At 44.8% G+C, this 15519-nt stretch carries 16 protein-coding genes, 17 tRNA genes, 2 rRNA genes, 1 pseudogene and 1 riboswitch; of the genes and pseudogenes, 7 read left to right on the top strand and 29 right to left on the bottom strand.

The features are described from left to right. Window positions 1-42 precede the first annotated feature (42 nt). Complete coding sequence (locus FB592_RS05590; RefSeq protein WP_003233449.1) at window positions 43-666, top strand: B3/B4 domain-containing protein; 624 nt, start codon at window positions 43-45, stop codon at window positions 664-666. A gap of 90 nt (window positions 667-756) precedes the next feature. Here FB592_RS05590 and FB592_RS05585 read toward each other — a convergent pair. Then, a tRNA-Gly gene (locus tag FB592_RS05585) sits at window positions 757-830 on the bottom strand. A 193-nt stretch (window positions 831-1023) separates the two neighbouring features. Between FB592_RS05585 and FB592_RS05580 the strand changes: the two genes are divergently transcribed. Next, window positions 1024-1224, top strand: coding sequence for a helix-turn-helix transcriptional regulator (locus FB592_RS05580; protein WP_009966860.1), 201 nt, complete (start codon window positions 1024-1026; stop codon window positions 1222-1224). A 1-nt stretch (window position 1225) separates the two neighbouring features. After that, a complete protein-coding gene (locus FB592_RS05575) occupies window positions 1226-1699 on the top strand; it encodes a hypothetical protein (protein ID WP_141949365.1) in 474 nt (157 codons plus the stop codon). Between the two features lie 17 nt (window positions 1700-1716). Here FB592_RS05575 and rpsN read toward each other — a convergent pair whose 3' ends face one another. From rpsN to FB592_RS05545, 6 genes are all read right to left on the bottom strand, one after another. Continuing rightward, entirely contained in the window at window positions 1717-1986 is a 270-nt protein-coding gene (rpsN, locus tag FB592_RS05570; protein WP_003233455.1) for a 30S ribosomal protein S14, read from the bottom strand. A 111-nt stretch (window positions 1987-2097) separates the two neighbouring features. Next, window positions 2098-2634 carry a hypothetical protein gene (locus tag FB592_RS05565; RefSeq protein WP_032725752.1) on the bottom strand — a complete coding sequence of 179 codons (537 nt, stop codon included), beginning with the start codon at window positions 2632-2634 and terminating at the stop codon, window positions 2098-2100. A 103-nt stretch (window positions 2635-2737) separates the two neighbouring features. After that, a complete protein-coding gene (gene ssuD / locus FB592_RS05560; protein ID WP_141949364.1) occupies window positions 2738-3868 on the bottom strand; it encodes an FMNH2-dependent alkanesulfonate monooxygenase in 1131 nt (376 codons plus the stop codon). 22 nt (window positions 3869-3890) lie between these two features. Next, window positions 3891-4721, bottom strand: a complete 831-nt coding sequence (locus tag FB592_RS05555) for an ABC transporter permease (RefSeq protein ID WP_072176038.1) — start codon at window positions 4719-4721, stop codon at window positions 3891-3893. Beyond that, window positions 4718-5716: an aliphatic sulfonate ABC transporter substrate-binding protein gene (locus FB592_RS05550; protein ID WP_141949363.1), complete on the bottom strand. Its 999-nt coding sequence runs from the start codon at window positions 5714-5716 to the stop codon at window positions 4718-4720. Before FB592_RS05550 ends, FB592_RS05555 begins: the two co-directional genes overlap by 4 nt. Before the next feature lie 17 nt (window positions 5717-5733). Then, entirely contained in the window at window positions 5734-6501 is a 768-nt protein-coding gene (locus tag FB592_RS05545; RefSeq protein WP_072176040.1) for an ABC transporter ATP-binding protein, read from the bottom strand. Between the two features lie 406 nt (window positions 6502-6907). Here FB592_RS05545 and katA point away from each other — a divergent pair, with 406 nt between their 5' ends. Further along, window positions 6908-8359: a catalase KatA gene (gene katA, locus FB592_RS05540; RefSeq protein ID WP_014476225.1), complete on the top strand. Its 1452-nt coding sequence runs from the start codon at window positions 6908-6910 to the stop codon at window positions 8357-8359. Window positions 8360-8385: 26 nt separating this feature from the next. Here the strand turns inward: katA and senS are convergent, their stop codons facing one another. After that, on the bottom strand, window positions 8386-8583 hold the full coding sequence (gene senS / locus FB592_RS05535; RefSeq protein ID WP_003245192.1) for a transcriptional regulator SenS: 198 nt from the start codon (window positions 8581-8583) through the stop codon (window positions 8386-8388). A gap of 312 nt (window positions 8584-8895) precedes the next feature. Between senS and FB592_RS05530 the strand changes: the two are divergent. After that, a pseudogene (locus FB592_RS05530) lies at window positions 8896-9066 on the top strand (BBE domain-containing protein); the annotation flags it as partial. Between the two features lie 37 nt (window positions 9067-9103). Here FB592_RS05530 and thiC read toward each other — a convergent pair. Further along, window positions 9104-10876, bottom strand: a complete 1773-nt coding sequence (gene thiC / locus FB592_RS05525; RefSeq protein WP_017697515.1) for a phosphomethylpyrimidine synthase ThiC — start codon at window positions 10874-10876, stop codon at window positions 9104-9106. Between the two features lie 132 nt (window positions 10877-11008). Then, window positions 11009-11116, bottom strand: a riboswitch (TPP riboswitch). Between the two features lie 69 nt (window positions 11117-11185). Continuing rightward, window positions 11186-11878: a Type 1 glutamine amidotransferase-like domain-containing protein gene (locus tag FB592_RS05520; RefSeq protein WP_032725255.1), complete on the bottom strand. Its 693-nt coding sequence runs from the start codon at window positions 11876-11878 to the stop codon at window positions 11186-11188. 41 nt (window positions 11879-11919) lie between these two features. Here FB592_RS05520 and FB592_RS05515 point away from each other — a divergent pair, with 41 nt between their 5' ends. Continuing rightward, on the top strand, window positions 11920-12192 hold the full coding sequence (locus FB592_RS05515; protein WP_014479230.1) for a spore coat protein: 273 nt from the start codon (window positions 11920-11922) through the stop codon (window positions 12190-12192). An 88-nt stretch (window positions 12193-12280) separates the two neighbouring features. Here the strand turns inward: FB592_RS05515 and FB592_RS05510 are convergent, their stop codons facing one another. Continuing rightward, window positions 12281-12484, bottom strand: coding sequence for a hypothetical protein (locus FB592_RS05510; RefSeq protein WP_014479229.1), 204 nt, complete (start codon window positions 12482-12484; stop codon window positions 12281-12283). Window positions 12485-12625: 141 nt separating this feature from the next. Here FB592_RS05510 and spo0M point away from each other — a divergent pair, with 141 nt between their 5' ends. Next, window positions 12626-13402 carry a sporulation control protein Spo0M gene (gene spo0M, locus FB592_RS05505; RefSeq protein WP_017697518.1) on the top strand — a complete coding sequence of 259 codons (777 nt, stop codon included), beginning with the start codon at window positions 12626-12628 and terminating at the stop codon, window positions 13400-13402. A 78-nt stretch (window positions 13403-13480) separates the two neighbouring features. Here spo0M and FB592_RS05500 read toward each other — a convergent pair. From FB592_RS05500 to FB592_RS05415, 18 genes are all read right to left on the bottom strand, one after another. After that, window positions 13481-13562, bottom strand: a tRNA-Leu gene (locus tag FB592_RS05500). A gap of 264 nt (window positions 13563-13826) precedes the next feature. Further along, a tRNA-Leu gene (locus tag FB592_RS05495) sits at window positions 13827-13915 on the bottom strand. Between the two features lie 7 nt (window positions 13916-13922). Further along, window positions 13923-13993, bottom strand: a tRNA-Cys gene (locus tag FB592_RS05490). A 5-nt stretch (window positions 13994-13998) separates the two neighbouring features. Further along, window positions 13999-14073: transfer RNA gene (locus FB592_RS05485), tRNA-Gly, on the bottom strand. Window positions 14074-14122: 49 nt separating this feature from the next. Further along, window positions 14123-14194, bottom strand: a tRNA-Gln gene (locus tag FB592_RS05480). A gap of 9 nt (window positions 14195-14203) precedes the next feature. After that, window positions 14204-14279, bottom strand: a tRNA-His gene (locus FB592_RS05475). Window positions 14280-14303: 24 nt separating this feature from the next. After that, window positions 14304-14377, bottom strand: a tRNA-Trp gene (locus tag FB592_RS05470). Window positions 14378-14382: 5 nt separating this feature from the next. Continuing rightward, window positions 14383-14467 (bottom strand) — tRNA-Tyr (locus tag FB592_RS05465). 22 nt (window positions 14468-14489) lie between these two features. Further along, window positions 14490-14562 (bottom strand) — tRNA-Thr (locus tag FB592_RS05460). A 5-nt stretch (window positions 14563-14567) separates the two neighbouring features. Continuing rightward, window positions 14568-14643: transfer RNA gene (locus FB592_RS05455), tRNA-Phe, on the bottom strand. A gap of 12 nt (window positions 14644-14655) precedes the next feature. Next, window positions 14656-14732: transfer RNA gene (locus FB592_RS05450), tRNA-Asp, on the bottom strand. A gap of 11 nt (window positions 14733-14743) precedes the next feature. Continuing rightward, a tRNA-Met gene (locus FB592_RS05445) sits at window positions 14744-14820 on the bottom strand. A gap of 9 nt (window positions 14821-14829) precedes the next feature. Next, window positions 14830-14905: transfer RNA gene (locus FB592_RS05440), tRNA-Val, on the bottom strand. A 9-nt stretch (window positions 14906-14914) separates the two neighbouring features. Continuing rightward, a tRNA-Glu gene (locus FB592_RS05435) sits at window positions 14915-14986 on the bottom strand. 34 nt (window positions 14987-15020) lie between these two features. Then, window positions 15021-15112: transfer RNA gene (locus FB592_RS05430), tRNA-Ser, on the bottom strand. A 5-nt stretch (window positions 15113-15117) separates the two neighbouring features. Further along, window positions 15118-15192, bottom strand: a tRNA-Asn gene (locus FB592_RS05425). A 9-nt stretch (window positions 15193-15201) separates the two neighbouring features. Next, a 5S ribosomal RNA gene (gene rrf / locus FB592_RS05420) occupies window positions 15202-15317 on the bottom strand. 112 nt (window positions 15318-15429) lie between these two features. After that, window positions 15430-15519 (bottom strand): 23S ribosomal RNA (locus FB592_RS05415); the annotation flags it as partial.

Raw genomic sequence — 15519 nt, 5'->3', positions numbered from 1 at the left:
CGTTTATAATAGGTTGATATCACGTAACTGGAGTGAATGCTAGTGAATATCAAACTTGATTCTGTTATTACTGAACGTGCGGCCGGCTTACATGCAGCTGCTGTCATTTATGAGAATATCGAAGTCGGCTCCTCACCGCAAATGCTGAAAGGCAGACTCCGCCTGTTTCAAGAATCCTTGTTTTTCGACTATGCGGACGGCGGTATATCCGATGAATCCTTCGTCAAGGAATGGCAGGAACTCTTTAAACAGCTTAACCCTTCATTTGAGGGAGAAACAACCCCAATGGAGGACATGCTGGTCCCGATATCCAAGGAACAATTCATGGAAAGTAAAGACTCGGCCCATGACACAATCGATTTTTTCGCATTAAAATATTCTCTGCCTATTATGATTTATGATGCCGGAAAGCTTCATGAGCCGGTCCGGATCTCATTGGGAGAAAAAGAAAACATACTGCTTTTCTCTGATGAAAACGGCATTTTTGGCGATTTCAAAAACAACGTCAACCACTATCCCGTTTCAAACGAGACTAAGAATATGCTGCAAATCATTTTTTTCCCGCCATCGATTGAGAAAAGCAGCGCTGTTAACCTCTTATCATCATTAACGAAAATGTTTGAACAAATTCACGGCGGCACCCATACAGTACATTGGCTTACGTAAAAGAACACGAATACCGTGTTCTTTTTTACATAAAAAAACGCAATACTTCGTTTATCTGAGAAACGAAACACTGCGTTAATAACGTATGTATGGAGCGGGTGATGAGAATCGAACTCACGACATCAGCTTGGAAGGCTGAGGTTTTACCACTAAACTACACCCGCATTTGTGATTGTCAGCAACAGTACCGCTCTGACTTTTTTTATATTACATGTTTATTTATTTTTCGTCAAGGGAATATAAAAATTTTGTCGAAAAAAAGTTATCTTTTTGTAAAGTTGTTAAGTTCCATTTACATAATGTTAAGTATACTATACAATATAATCAATCGAGATTGTGAAGGGGACAGACGTCATGATGAAAAATAAAGTAAAAGAGCTGAGGGCACGCTTCGGCTATTCTCAGGAAAAACTAGGAGAAACAGTCGGCGTCACAAGACAGACTGTGGCTGCTATCGAAAAAGGCGATTATGTTCCCTCACTGCTGTTAGCACTGAAAATCTGCAAAGCCTTCTCCATGAAAATGGAGGATGTCTTTTGGTTAGAGGAGGAAAACTAAGATGAGCATGAAAACAAAAGCAGCTTTTCACCTTGTGTTATTTGGCCTTGCATGCTGGACGCTGATTGCATACTTTGAAGCCTCAGAAGGAATTGCATCTTTTTTCGACACAAAGAGCGGCGGGATGGTGTTTGAATTAAACCTCACCCCCTTTATTCTGTTTGTTGCGGCGTCTGCGGTTTATTTGTACTTACAGAAAAAAAGCCGCCCTGCCAGAAAACAGCTTCTTCTGCCTGATGAGTTTGAAGAGCAGGATGAAAGAGAGCAGATGATGACGGCAAAAGCATGTCGCGCGTCATATATCGCTGTCTACTTCTCGCTGCCTGCCGCAGCGGTTCTTCTCATTTTTTATCCGCTATTTCAATCGCGCATTCCGTTTTTCCCTATTATTATTGTGTTTATCATCATGATCATCCAGCACCTTTCCTACGTCATCTCTTTCAAGAAAAACGAAAAAAACTCCGGCGCGCTGTAATCGGCCGGAGTTTTTTCTTACCAGCTTGCTTTTTTCACACCGGGAATCTGGCCTTTATGGGCCAGCTCCCTGAAAGCGATTCTGGACATTTTAAACTTCCTCATATATGCTCTCGGGCGCCCCGTTACCATGCAGCGGTTGTGAAGCCTTCCCGGTGCTGAATCTCTTGGCAGCTTGCTGAGTGCCTCGTAATCTCCTTTTTCCTTCAACTCGCGTCTAATACCAGCGTATTGCTCAACAAGCTGTTGGCGTTTTAACTCTTTTGCCACTTTTGATTTTTTAGCCAAGTCACATAGCCTCCCTTTAAATCGAAATTGTTACGATTTAAAATGTATCATGCACCATTCAAAAAAGCAAGCATACCGCTTTGTAAAACAGACGGCTTGAAGCCGCCCACTCTAATGATGCAATTCCACATAATACAGTAACGCATCTTGATGCTTAATGAGCTCTTTTTTATGTTCAGAGGTGTGCATTGTCTCGTCAGTCCCTCTAATACTACTGCCGATCAAAGCAGGCTTCTCGAAAGTAATCGGTTCCGGCGATGAAATATTCTGAGTCATTTCCTGTGTTGTGCTATCGTCGCGTTTCACCGATGAATCAGCCGCTATATTTCCCTGTTTATCCACAATGCCAAAATGAATGGTGGTATGTTTATTCTTTCCTTCCCCCTCTTCATTCTCAAAATAAACAAATTGTATGGTATCGGGTTTTTCCTCTGAATAATCTGCACGAACCGGTCCAAACCTCTCAACAAGCTTTCCCTTTTGATAATGTTCGATGTACATGTCAGCTGAAGAAATACCTTCACCGATATTGACGGCTTCGGCAGTGAATGCCTGTGAAGCTGCGACATCCATTCTGTTTTTTTCAAGATCTGATATGTCCGCCGCTTTGATTTCCATCTGTTTTGAATGTCCGCATGCTGACAGCATAGCTATGAGGCAAATGACTGCCGCGCTTCTCAATGTTTTCAGAAAAAAAGCCCCCTTTTTTTGAATATCATACCATGTTCGGGGGGCTGTATTTTAGTTAAACTCATGCATTTTTCTCTTTGACAAAATAAGTGTTTCCTACCGCTTCTCCCCTTTTGTTCTGAAGCTTTCTCGTCCGATCATTTTCAAACGGCAAAAGCGGAAATACAAGCTCTGCAAAATAATACGCTTCTTCTAAATGCGGATAGCCGGAGAATATAAACGATTCTATGCCGAGTGCCTTGTACTCCGCTATCCGGTCGGCAATCGTCTGCGGATCACCGACAAGAGCTGTTCCTGCCCCTCCTCTGACCAGGCCGATCCCCGCCCACAGATTCGGGCTGATTTCAAGCTTCGTCCGATCGCCTTGATGAAGGACGGCCATCCGCTGCTGGCCTGAAGAGTCGTAACGGCTCAAAGCTGCCTGCGCTTTGGCAATGGTGTCATCATCCAAGTGGCTGATCAAGCGCTCTGCCGCTTCCCATGCCTCTTGTTCAGTTTCACGGGCAATGACATGCAGCCTAATGCCAAATCGAACGGATCTCCCTTCTTTTGCCGCTTGCTTTTTGACTCTTTCTATTTTTTCTTTTACTTGTTCAGGCGGCTCACCCCATGTCAAGTACACGTCTGTATGCTTTGCGGCAGCTTCAATCCCAGCCTGTGACGAACCACCGAAATAGATGGGCGGATGCGGCTCTTGCTGCGGCGGGAAAAGCAGATTGCTGTTTTCCACTTTTATATGCTTTCCTTCATAGGAAACCGTTTCTCCCTGCAAAAGTCTCCGCCAAACGGTTAAAAATTCGTCTGTTGCCTCGTAGCGCTCATCATGGCTGATAAACAGGCCATCGCCTGCCAGCTCATACGGATCGCCCCCTGCCACAACGTTGATCAGCAGCCGGCCGTCTGAAATGCGGTCTAGGGTGGATGTCATTCTGGCTGCCAGAGAAGGCTGCATTAAACCAGGTCTTACCGCGACTAAAAACTTTAAGTCCTTTGTTTCTCCTGCCAGTGCCGACGCTGTAAGCCACGGGTCCTCGCACGATCTTCCCGTTGGCAGAAGAACTCCTGTATATCCCAGCCTGTCTGCCGCCTGCGCGACTTGTTTAAAGTAAAGATGATCCGCAGTCCGTCCATCACTTTCAGATCCTAAATATCTCGCGTCTCCATGAGTCGGTATAAACCAAAGAATTTCCATATTCATCTCCCCTTTATATCTTTTATCCTTCGTAGCTGTTTCTCCACTTTAACAGCTTTCGTTCAAGCAGCCTGACGAAGGAATCCGTCAGCTTTCCAACCACTGCAAAAATGATAATCCCTGCAAAGACTTTATTCGTTTGTGAAAACTGTCTCGCATCCATGATCATATAGCCGACTCCCGAGCTTGAGCCCATCAGCTCTGCCACAACGAGCCCGAGCCATGCAATGCCGAGCGATAAGCGAATGCCTAGCAATATGTTGGGCAGGGCTGCCGGCAATATCACTTTGGATATCTGCTGATGCCATTTAAATTCAAGCACCCGGGCGACTTCAAACAGCTTCGCGTCAACCCCGCGGATGCCGTTAAACGTATTGATATAGACAGGAAAGAAGGCACCGAGCGCAATCAGCAAAATTTTAGATACTTCGTCAAATCCGAACCATAAAATAAACAGCGGCGTGACGGCCAGATGAGGTACGGTTCTAAGCATTTGCAACGACGGATCAAGATACAGCTCCGTCCGTTTGGAGAATCCGGCCAAAATCCCGATCATCAATCCAAGCCCTGCGCCAAGCAAAAAACCAAGCGCCGCCCGATAAATGCTGATTTGCAGATGGCCGAACAGTTCGCCGGACAAAATAAGCTCCTTAAAGGTCAGAACAATCGTAACAGGTGTAGGCAGCACTGTAGCGGACACAACTCCCAGCCCGCCGATGATCTGCCAGATGGCAATGATGACAGCGGGCAGTAAAAGCCCCTTCATCCAGCCGTATCTCTTCCTTCCGGGCTTTTTTCGCACCGCTTCCGCATTCGTTTTGGGCAGCGAGCCCGCAGCCTCTGCTTTCATCATTGATCACCTCCTGAGGAATGTTCCTCTAATGCTTTTTTGATAAAAGTGTTATCGACAACATCCTTCACATCAATCTTCTTATCTATCGCCTTTGTTCGAAATTGAAAATCTGCTGTTTCCTGCTGCGCTTTCACAATGTCGTCACTGATGACCTCATTCAGAGGTTCAGTATTTTTCAGCACATTTTCGACGACCTTTTTATCGAGATCTTTAATGTCAGAATACAAGTCCGCTGCTTCATCCAGATGTTCCTTTTGCCATACAACGGCTTTATTAAACACCTTCAGAAAACGGACCACTTCGTCTGGATGCTCTTCTGAAAACTTTGTTCTTACTAAAGTAAAACCCGGTGAATATAAATCTGTGCTTTCTCCGTTCACAAGGATTTTTGCTCCGTGTTTCATTGTTTCTAAAGACAAGTACGGCTCCCAAATGGACCAGGCATCAACAGATCCGTTTTCAAATGCGGAAGCTGCTTCATCAGGCTGAAGCTGAATAATTGTCATATCGTTAGCTGACAACCCCACTTGATCAAGCGCTTTATACAAAAAATCAAACCCGCTGCTGCCTTTGGCGACTGCAATTTTCTTCCCCTTTAAGTCCTTAACGTCTTGAATGCCGCTGTTTTGATTGACAAGGATGCCGTTTGCTTTCAAGCCGTCCTGAGACAAACCGATTTCTTTAAAGTCAATGCCTGCCGCCTGTCCAGCGATCACAGGCGAATTACCGACTTGAGAAAAATCAAGTTTGTCTGCCGCAAGGCCTTCAAATTGGGGCGGACCGCTTTGAAACTCCACCCATTTCACTTTGATGCCTTCTTTTTCAAATGCATCTTCGAACCAGCCTTTTTCTTTTGCGATCAAAAGCGGGCTTAAGCTTTGCTGAATACCAATACGAATTTCCTTCAATTGTTTGTGGTCACCGCTGGCTCCATTTGCTCCACAGCCTGCGAGCAGAAAAATAACGGCAACCAATACAATGAGTCCTTTTTTCATTTCCGCTTCCGCCCTTTCTATATCCCTGATCCTTCTGCGTACTCCAAATCTTCTGTTTTCTCGAATTCCGACAGCACTCTCTGTCTGATCGCTTGGAAATCCGGAGTCGTCCGGTTCCGCGGATACGCCAGGTGAATGGGCATCAGCTTATGGATTTTCCCCGGTTTGGCCTTAAGGATCGCAAGCTCATTTCCTAAATAAACAGATTCATCTATATCATGAGTCACGAGAATCATCGTTGTTTTTTTCCTCCTCCATATATCCAGCAGCACGTCCTGCAGGTGTTTTCTTGTAAAAGCGTCGAGTGCACCAAACGGTTCATCTAAAAGCAGCACCTCAGGCTCCCGCAGCAGGGCCCGGGCGATGGCTACTCTTTGTGACATGCCGCCTGACAGCTCGCGCGGATATGCTTTTTCCGATCCTTTCAATCTGACAATCTCGATCAGTTCATCCACCTTTTGTTTGACTTTTGGGTCCTTCAAATTCAAGTCGGCTGCAATATTCTGCTCAACAGTCAGCCAAGGAAAGAGGCGGTGTTCCTGAAAAATAAATCCTTGCTGAATACCCGGAGCTGTTACGCTGCGGCCGTTAATTTCAACACTCCCGTCATATTCAGAATCAAGTCCTGCAATAATCTTTAACAGGGTGCTTTTTCCGCACCCGCTCGGTCCGATAAGCGTTAGAAATTCGCCTGGTGCGATTGATAATTCTATGTTCTCTAAGACCGTGATTTTGCGGCCCTCTTGAACAAATGCCTTTTCTTTGATGCTGATGGTCACAGCCACTTTTATCCCTCTCTTTCTGCCAACCCCGCCTTCAAAAAAACAAAAAGGCCCCCATCTCTGTTCTTGTAGAGATGAGAGCCTTCGGCGGTCCGATCAGCTGCCCAATTGTTTTTTTGTTTGAATAACATGTTAATTCAAATTATTCCGATATGTCAACTCTTTTTTAAATACGATTTTTGATATCCTTGTTTATCACTTACTCTGCTTGTTTCGCAAATAGAGAAGGAAAAATTATTTCTCCAAAAATTATTAAGTGTCATAAAAAGCTGTTACAACAAGGCTTTTCAACACTTTCGATACTAGATATCGATTAATAGAGATAACTATTTTATAATAATTATAAAATAATATTGACTTTTTACTTAGAGATGATATTATGTTCTTATAAATTCCAAGAGGTGATAACATGAGTTCAAATAAACTGACAACTAGCTGGGGCGCTCCGGTTGGAGATAATCAAAACTCAATGACTGCCGGTTCTCGCGGACCAACTTTAATTCAAGATGTACATTTACTCGAAAAATTGGCCCATTTCAACCGAGAACGTGTTCCTGAACGTGTTGTTCACGCCAAAGGAGCAGGCGCACACGGATATTTTGAAGTGACAAACGACGTAACAAAATACACGAAAGCCGCTTTCCTTTCTGAAGTCGGCAAACGCACACCGTTGTTCATCCGTTTCTCAACAGTTGCCGGTGAACTTGGCTCTGCTGACACAGTTCGCGACCCGCGCGGATTTGCTGTTAAATTTTATACTGAAGAAGGAAACTACGACATCGTCGGCAACAATACGCCTGTATTCTTTATCCGCGATGCGATTAAGTTCCCTGATTTCATCCATACACAAAAAAGAGATCCAAAAACACACCTGAAAAACCCTACGGCTGTATGGGATTTCTGGTCACTTTCACCAGAGTCACTGCACCAAGTGACAATCCTGATGTCTGACCGCGGAATTCCTGCGACACTTCGCCACATGCACGGCTTCGGAAGCCATACATTCAAATGGACAAATGCCGAAGGCGAAGGCGTATGGATTAAATATCACTTTAAAACAGAACAAGGCGTGAAAAACCTTGATGTCAATACGGCAGCAAAAATTGCCGGTGAAAACCCTGATTACCATACAGAAGACCTTTTCAACGCAATCGAAAACGGTGATTATCCTGCATGGAAACTATATGTGCAAATCATGCCTTTAGAAGATGCAAATACGTACCGTTTCGATCCGTTTGATGTCACAAAAGTTTGGTCTCAAAAAGACTACCCGTTAATCGAGGTCGGACGCATGGTTCTAGACAGAAATCCGGAAAACTACTTTGCAGAGGTAGAACAAGCGACATTTTCACCTGGAACCCTCGTGCCTGGTATTGATGTTTCACCGGATAAAATGCTTCAAGGCCGACTTTTTGCTTATCATGATGCACACCGCTACCGTGTCGGTGCAAACCATCAAGCGCTGCCAATCAACCGCGCACGCAACAAAGTAAACAATTATCAGCGTGATGGGCAAATGCGTTTTGATGATAACGGCGGCGGATCTGTGTATTACGAGCCTAACAGCTTCGGCGGTCCGAAAGAGTCACCTGAAGATAAGCAAGCAGCATATCCGGTACAAGGTATCGCTGACAGCGTAAGCTACGATCACAACGATCACTACACTCAAGCCGGTGATCTGTATCGTTTAATGAGTGAAGATGAACGTACCCGCCTTGTTGAAAATATCGTTAATGCTATGAAGCCGGTAGAAAAAGAAGAAATCAAGCTGCGCCAAATCGAGCACTTCTACAAAGCGGATCCTGAATACGGAAAACGCGTGGCAGAAGGCCTTGGATTGCCGATTAAAAAAGATGCTTAATGGAGAAATGCAAAAACCCGCTGTAGTCAGCGGGTTTTTTTATATTTAGTTACACATTGCGTATGCTTCTCATCAATCTTCATATAAATTTCTTCCATGAGTTCCGCGCTGTTTATAATCTCTCGTTTGTTTTTTTCAATCAGCAGCTCAAGCGGCAAAATCTGATTCCCGTAGGTTTTTCGCTTCCTGAATCGTTTTCTCCCCTTTTCTTTTTTGACTCCCATCAATAATCCCTCCTTTTTCATACAAAAAAGGCCCTTATCTAAAAGATAAGAGCCTTCGGTGTCCCGATCAGCGCGATAAATTTGAAAAATTTGTACTGACCATGTTAATTCATACAATACCGACCTGTCAACTATTTTTTGAGGGTATTGATACTATATCAGATTGCATCCCCGCTTTTTCCTTATACACTCTTATCCCCTGACGCATAAGCTAGAGAAACTAGAATACGAGAGAAAGAGATGTGGGTGTGTGGAAAAGACAAAATTGACCGGACGTATCGTGACACGGGATGATCCGGACTTTCGAGTTAAACGATGGGAGACTACGTAAATTGGCCAGATATCAAAATCAGAAACTGGCCAAGAACATATTACGGCGAAAACGTTGAACGACTCCGCCGTGTCAAAACGAAATATGATCCAGAAAATGTTTTCCGCTTTGAACAGAGTATTCCTCCGCTTCGACGCTCTCTGTTTTTCTAAAAAAATGAAGATGGAGCATTCTCCATCTTCATCTTATTTATTGATATAAATTGCTTCCCGTATCGACAAACTCTTTTGCTTTTTCTTTTAATCCTTTATTTATGGCTTCTGCTTCACTGAGATCGTTTTTCTTCGCATAATCCCGAATATCCTGTGAAATTCTCATGCTGCAAAATTTCGGGCCGCACATGGAACAAAAGTGAGCGGTTTTTGCTCCTTCAGCAGGCAGGGTTTCATCATGGTATTCAAGGGCTCTCTCCGGATCAAGAGATAAATTAAACTGATCCCGCCAGCGGAATTCAAAACGGGCTTTCGATAACGCATCATCCCGGATTTGCGCTCCGGGATGCCCTTTTGCAAGGTCCGCAGCGTGCGCAGCGATCTTATATGTAATGACTCCTTCACGAACATCATCACGGTTTGGCAGCCCCAAATGCTCCTTCGGCGTTACATAACAAAGCATTGCTGTCCCATACCAACCGATCATCGCCGCTCCGATCGCTGAAGTAATATGGTCATATCCCGGCGCAATATCCGTTGTCAACGGCCCCAATGTGTAAAAAGGCGCTTCTTTACAAATGTCCATTTGTTTATCGACGTTCTCTTTGATTTTATGCATCGGAACATGTCCAGGACCCTCAATCATCACCTGAACATCATGCTTCCAGGCAATTTGCGTCAGCTCTCCAAGCGTCTCTAATTCAGCAAACTGCGCTTCGTCATTGGCATCAGCAATTGATCCGGGACGCAAACCATCCCCAAGTGAGAAAGCAATATCATACATTTTCATAATCTCACATATTTCTTCAAAATGTGTGTATAAAAAGCTTTCTTGATGATGAGCCAGACACCACTGCGCCATAATCGCTCCCCCGCGTGACACAATACCAGTTGTCCGTTTGGCAGTCAGCGGTACATACCTAAGCAAAACACCCGCGTGAATCGTAAAATAATCCACTCCCTGCTCTGCCTGCTCGATTAGCGTATCACGATAAATCTCCCACGTTAAATCCTCCGCTACGCCGTTTACTTTTTCAAGCGCCTGATAAATCGGAACAGTTCCCACAGGCACGGGGCAATTGCGGATAATCCATTCACGCGTCGTATGAATATCTTTTCCGGTAGAGAGATCCATCATCGTATCCGCTCCCCAGCGGATGGCCCACGTCATTTTTTCCACTTCTTCTTCAATGGATGACGTAACCGCTGAATTCCCGATATTCGCATTAATCTTCACATGAAAATTCCGGCCGATAATCATTGGCTCACTTTCAGGGTGATTAATGTTTGAAGGAATAATCGCCCGGCCGCTGGCTACCTCGTCTCTGACGAATTCAGGAGACACATGCTCACGAATGGCGATAAATTCCATCTCAGGTGTAATGATCCCCTTTTTTGCATAGTGCATTTGTGTGACATTTTGACCTGCCTTCGCCCTCAGCGGTTTCCGCTTTAATCCTGGGTAACTTACGTTTGGATTTGCTTTTTTATAACCGTTATCTTCTGGTTTTATAGCCCGACCTTCATACTCTTCCACGTCACCGCGCTCTGTGATCCATTTTTGGCGGAGCGGCTTTAATCCTTCTTGAATATTAATGGTTACTTCAGGGTCCGTATACGGTCCGCTTGTATCATAGACACGCACAGGCGCGTTTTCCTCTTCGCCGAACGATCCCGTCGTCGGACTCAATAGGATCTCCCTCATCGGCACTTGGATGTCCGAAGAAGAACCCTCCACGTATACCTTCTTGCTGCCTGAAAAACTTGACATAATGGAAATGTTGGCTTGCTGCACTGAATTGTTTTGCATTACTTTTCCTTCCCCTCTCTACGTTTGAAAGGACAAAATCAAGCCCATAACCAGCACAAAAAACCGGATTCATATAAATGAACCCGGTTACAGTCAGAAAGAAACATATTATTGCCCAGCAAGACAATAACAAAAACAATTCCTCTACTTCCCCACGCTGGTACGAACCAGATCAGGTCCAAAGGGTTAAGAAGCTTACCTTCTCTCTCAGCCCGAAAGCGGGCACCCCCAGTAACTATTGATTTCGCACTCATCTTATCATAAAATCAATCTGAAAAAAAGAGGAATATAGATAATATTCAGCCAATTTCACCCTAAATATTTGACCGGCAACGGAATTTCAGCTATTTCATGTTCAGCCATCATCACCCGATATGCCTTTCCTTCCGACCTTGAACTCACAGTCTGAAACAGCTGATCATTTATGAAATGGAGAGCAGCCCCATCATCCGCTGCATAGCCACTGCATAAGAACTTGTTAGATATCAGCTGGTGGTATGCCGGTCTCCGATCCTTTTCCCCGTCATAATGGGGACAAAAGCTCCCTTGCAAAAAACCTAAACTTTTCAAACTTGTCAGCGGTCCGGCTGAATCCGTCACCCCTTCTTCAAACCAGCAGATCGCACCGGCACTTAATCCAGCTAAAACCACACCGTTCTTCCATGCTTCCCTAAGAATCTGGTCAAGCCCCCACTCTTTCCATAACACAAGTAAATTCCGCGTATTTCCCCCGCCAACATAAATCACGTCCATTTCCATAACAAAAGAAGTTAAATCTGTTGATGGCGGCTTAAACAAAGATAAGTGAGACGGCACACAATCCAGTGTTTGAAATGCATGATAAAACCGCTGAATATAGTTTTGGGAATCTCCGCTCGCCGTCGGCAAAAAACAAATACGAGGCTGCTCTCGTTTTGATTGATTGAGGATATATTGATCGAGGGACAAATTATCCGGCTCCATCGAAAAACCCCCGCCCCCCATCGCAATAATCTGCTTCATCATCACACCCCCCAACAAAATTTGTTGCTTATTATAGCATTTTGTATAGAAGCAAGAAACAAAGCCAAATACTTTCTTATCAGGAGCTGCTAAAAAAACAAAGGGGGTGGTTTCCCATTGAACAAAGTCTTTGTCCCAAAGATATTCTTGATTTGTTAACAACAATAAAAACCAGCATTAACAAATACACTGTCGCAATAACAGAAGCCGAAAATCCCCACATCAGAATAGCATTGCATGATCAATTAGATACAACTGTTTATCTCCATGATGAACTGTCAGATCTTCTGTTAGAAAAGGGATGGCTCGGGTGAGCAATTCCAAATCAAATCGATTAGATTTATCTTACAGCAAAGACCACAAAAAGAGACGGGATCTCAAAGATGAGATGCCGTCTCTTTTTTATTGCTCCACTCTTCTTAAAGCCTCATTTACCGTTTCTTTTATAAACGCGTCTTCACCGCTTAATCGGTCTAAACTGAGATCGCCGTTTCTCAGCCTTTCGGAAATATTGTTTATATCCTCCTCTACTGTGATTTGCAGCTCACCAGCCAAAAACATTCTGTGTAATTCATCTGCAACCAAACTTTCTTTATTCACTTCCATCCACTCCTTTATTTTCAATATTATTCTTAGTCTGTCCCTAGGCCGAGACGAATAATAGGAAAAAAGTATGAATCAAACGAATCTTTTTTCCTCCTTCTTGCGTATATCTGTTGAGAAAAAAGAAAAAGGGGAAGATCTAACATGTCATTTTTTAAGAAACTTGCGGCAAGTGCCGGAATTGGAGCTGCAAAAGTAGATACAATTTTAGAAAAAGACGCATATTTTCCAGGAGAAGAAGTACAGGGAACGGTACATGTCAAAGGCGGAAAAATCGCTCAGGACATCCGTTATATCGATTTACAGCTTAGCACACGGTATGTCATTGTAAAAGACGATGAAGAGCACCGGAAATACGCTACAATTCATTCTTTCCGGGTCACTGGTTCATTTACCATACAGCCTGGTGAAGAGCATCAATTTCCGTTTACATTCACTCTGCCTCTAGATACGCCGATGACTGTAGGGAAAGTAGAGGTTGCCGTGGTGACAGACCTTGACATTCAAGGCGGTATCGATAAATCCGATCATGACCGCATTTTCGTTGAAGCGCACCCTTGGATTGAAAATGTGCTGGAAGCAATCGAAAACCTGGGCTTCCGTCTTAACGAAGCAGACTGTGAACAAGCGCCCTACTTCCGACGCCGCCTTCCGTTCGTTCAAGAATTCGAATTCGTTCCGACTTCCGGATATTATCGTCAGATGCTTGATGAATTAGAGCTCATTTTCCTTTTAGACGAAGACGGTTTGGAAATCATTTTCGAAGTCGACCGCAGGGCAAGAGGACTGCGAGGATGGCTGGAAGAGATGTATAATGACGGAGAACAGCTTGTACGCGTCCGTTTCAGCCAATCAGAGCTTGAAGATGCAGAAGAGCTTGAAGAGGTGTTAGAAGAGATCTTAGACCAATACGCTGAGTAAGTATAAAAAGGAGCCTCGGCTCCTTTTCTTTAATAAAAAATAAAAACCCGTGTCTATTAAGAAACGGGTTTTTCAGTATACCGGTGGTCGGGGTCGAACCGACACTCCAGAAGGAACACGATTTTGAGTCGTGCGCGTCTGCCAATTCCGCCACACCGGCAAGTTTTACGTCGTATCTAACCGACGAATATAACTATATCATGGATCTCATAAAGTGTCAACGTATTTCAAAAAAGTTTTTTTGGAAATAAAAATAAAAGTGTTGAAAGACTAGCTATACAGCCGCTTTATAATAGGCCTCGGAACTTAACTTGTTATGATAAATCAAAGCATTAAAAAAATGATCTACTTATGTAGATCATTAATATGATTAGTTATAATGATAAAACACAAACACCAATTCAACTTACCATGTAAGTAAAATTGGTGCCGAGGGCCGGACTTGAACCGGCACGGTAGTCACCTACCGCAGGATTTTAAGTCCTGTGTGTCTGCCAATTCCACCACCCCGGCAATAAGAAGGCGACACCCGGATTCGAACCGGGGATAAAGGTTTTGCAGACCTCTGCCTTACCACTTGGCTATGCCGCCGTAATTGGAGCGGAAGACGGGATTCGAACCCGCGACCCCCACCTTGGCAAGGTGGTGTTCTACCACTGAACTACTTCCGCATTTTAAATGGACTTAATACATTATATGCAGTTGATATAAAAAGTGAGACTGGGCTAGCTGGATTCGAACCAACGCATGACGGAGTCAAAGTCCGTTGCCTTACCGCTTGGCTATAGCCCAATGATAATATGGGGCGATTGATGGGAATCGAACCCACGAGTGCCAGAGCCACAATCTGGTGCGTTAACCACTTCGCCACAACCGCCATAATCTCAAGATGTCATAAATTTGGCAGGGGCAGTAGGAATCGAACCCACACCGGAGGTTTTGGAGACCTCTGTTCTACCGTTAAACTATGCCCCTATAAATGGTGGAGGGGGGCAGATTCGAACTGCCGAACCCTGAGGGAGCGGATTTACAGTCCGCCGCGTTTAGCCACTTCGCTACCCCTCCACATTAAATTTTGAAAAAACAGTGCCGGCAAGAGGACTTGAACCCCCAACCTACTGATTACAAGTCAGTTGCTCTACCAATTGAGCTACACCGGCATAGGTGGTGGCTCGGGACGGAATCGAACCGCCGACACACGGATTTTCAGTCCGTTGCTCTACCAACTGAGCTACCGAGCCTAAGTATTTAAATGGCGGTCCGGACGGGACTCGAACCCGCGACCTCCTGCGTGACAGGCAGGCATTCTAACCAACTGAACTACCGGACCATTTTGAAATTTGGTTGCGGGGGCAGGATTTGAACCTGCGACCTTCGGGTTATGAGCCCGACGAGCTACCGAACTGCTCCACCCCGCGATGATATAATGGTGGAGGATGACGGGCTCGAACCGCCGACCCTCTGCTTGTAAGGCAGATGCTCTCCCAGCTGAGCTAATCCTCCATCATATAATGACCCGTACGGGATTCGAACCCGTGTTACCGCCGTGAAAGGGCGGTGTCTTAACCGCTTGACCAACGGGCCCAGACTTTCAATTGTAATTATGTATAAGTATCAGTGGCGGAGAGCAAGGGATTCGAACCCTTGAGACGGAGTTGACCGCCTACACGATTTCCAATCGTGCTCCTTCGACCACTCGGACAGCTCTCCAATAATGGCTCCGCAGGTAGGATTCGAACCTACGACCGATCGGTTAACAGCCGATAGCTCTACCACTGAGCTACTGCGGAATGAAGTCTGCCTGGCGATGTCCTACTCTCACAGGGGGAAACCCCCGACTACCATCGGCGCTGAAGAGCTTAACTTCCGTGTTCGGCATGGGAACGGGTGTGACCTCTTCGCCATCATCACCAGACAATTTCAGTGACATTTAACATTATACTATGTATTCTTGAGAAAATCAAGTGTTTTTTCGAAAAAACTTATTCTCTCAAAACTAGATAACAGGTGTGCCATCATTCAAAAATATGGTTAAGTCCTCGATCGATTAGTATCTGTCAGCTCCATGTGTCGCCACACTTCCACCTCAGACCTATCAACCTGATCATCTTTCAGGG

Origin of the sequence: Bacillus sp. SJZ110 (assembly GCF_006715455.1) — a bacterium.
GTDB lineage: Bacteria > Bacillota > Bacilli > Bacillales > Bacillaceae > Bacillus > Bacillus subtilis.
Note: the sequence above shows the minus strand (reverse complement) of the source record. Positions and strands in the feature narration are given on the sequence as shown.

What these genes read in the sequence shown, in the direction of transcription:
- FB592_RS05580 (WP_009966860.1), top strand. Translation starts at nt 1,024, where the DNA reads ATGAAAAATAAAGTAAAAGAGCTGAGGGCACGCTTCGGCTATTCTCAG.
- FB592_RS05575 (WP_141949365.1), top strand. Translation starts at nt 1,226, where the DNA reads ATGAGCATGAAAACAAAAGCAGCTTTTCACCTTGTGTTATTTGGCCTT.
- FB592_RS05565 (WP_032725752.1), bottom strand. Translation starts at nt 2,634, where the DNA reads ATGCTGTCAGCATGCGGACATTCAAAACAGATGGAAATCAAAGCGGCG.
- ssuD (WP_141949364.1), bottom strand. Translation starts at nt 3,868, where the DNA reads ATGGAAATTCTTTGGTTTATACCGACTCATGGAGACGCGAGATATTTA.
- FB592_RS05555 (WP_072176038.1), bottom strand. Translation starts at nt 4,721, where the DNA reads ATGATGAAAGCAGAGGCTGCGGGCTCGCTGCCCAAAACGAATGCGGAA.
- FB592_RS05550 (WP_141949363.1), bottom strand. Translation starts at nt 5,716, where the DNA reads ATGAAAAAAGGACTCATTGTATTGGTTGCCGTTATTTTTCTGCTCGCA.
- katA (WP_014476225.1), top strand. Translation starts at nt 6,908, where the DNA reads ATGAGTTCAAATAAACTGACAACTAGCTGGGGCGCTCCGGTTGGAGAT.
- senS (WP_003245192.1), bottom strand. Translation starts at nt 8,583, where the DNA reads ATGGGAGTCAAAAAAGAAAAGGGGAGAAAACGATTCAGGAAGCGAAAA.
- thiC (WP_017697515.1), bottom strand. Translation starts at nt 10,876, where the DNA reads ATGCAAAACAATTCAGTGCAGCAAGCCAACATTTCCATTATGTCAAGT.
- FB592_RS05520 (WP_032725255.1), bottom strand. Translation starts at nt 11,878, where the DNA reads ATGAAGCAGATTATTGCGATGGGGGGCGGGGGTTTTTCGATGGAGCCG.
- FB592_RS05510 (WP_014479229.1), bottom strand. Translation starts at nt 12,484, where the DNA reads ATGGAAGTGAATAAAGAAAGTTTGGTTGCAGATGAATTACACAGAATG.
- spo0M (WP_017697518.1), top strand. Translation starts at nt 12,626, where the DNA reads ATGTCATTTTTTAAGAAACTTGCGGCAAGTGCCGGAATTGGAGCTGCA.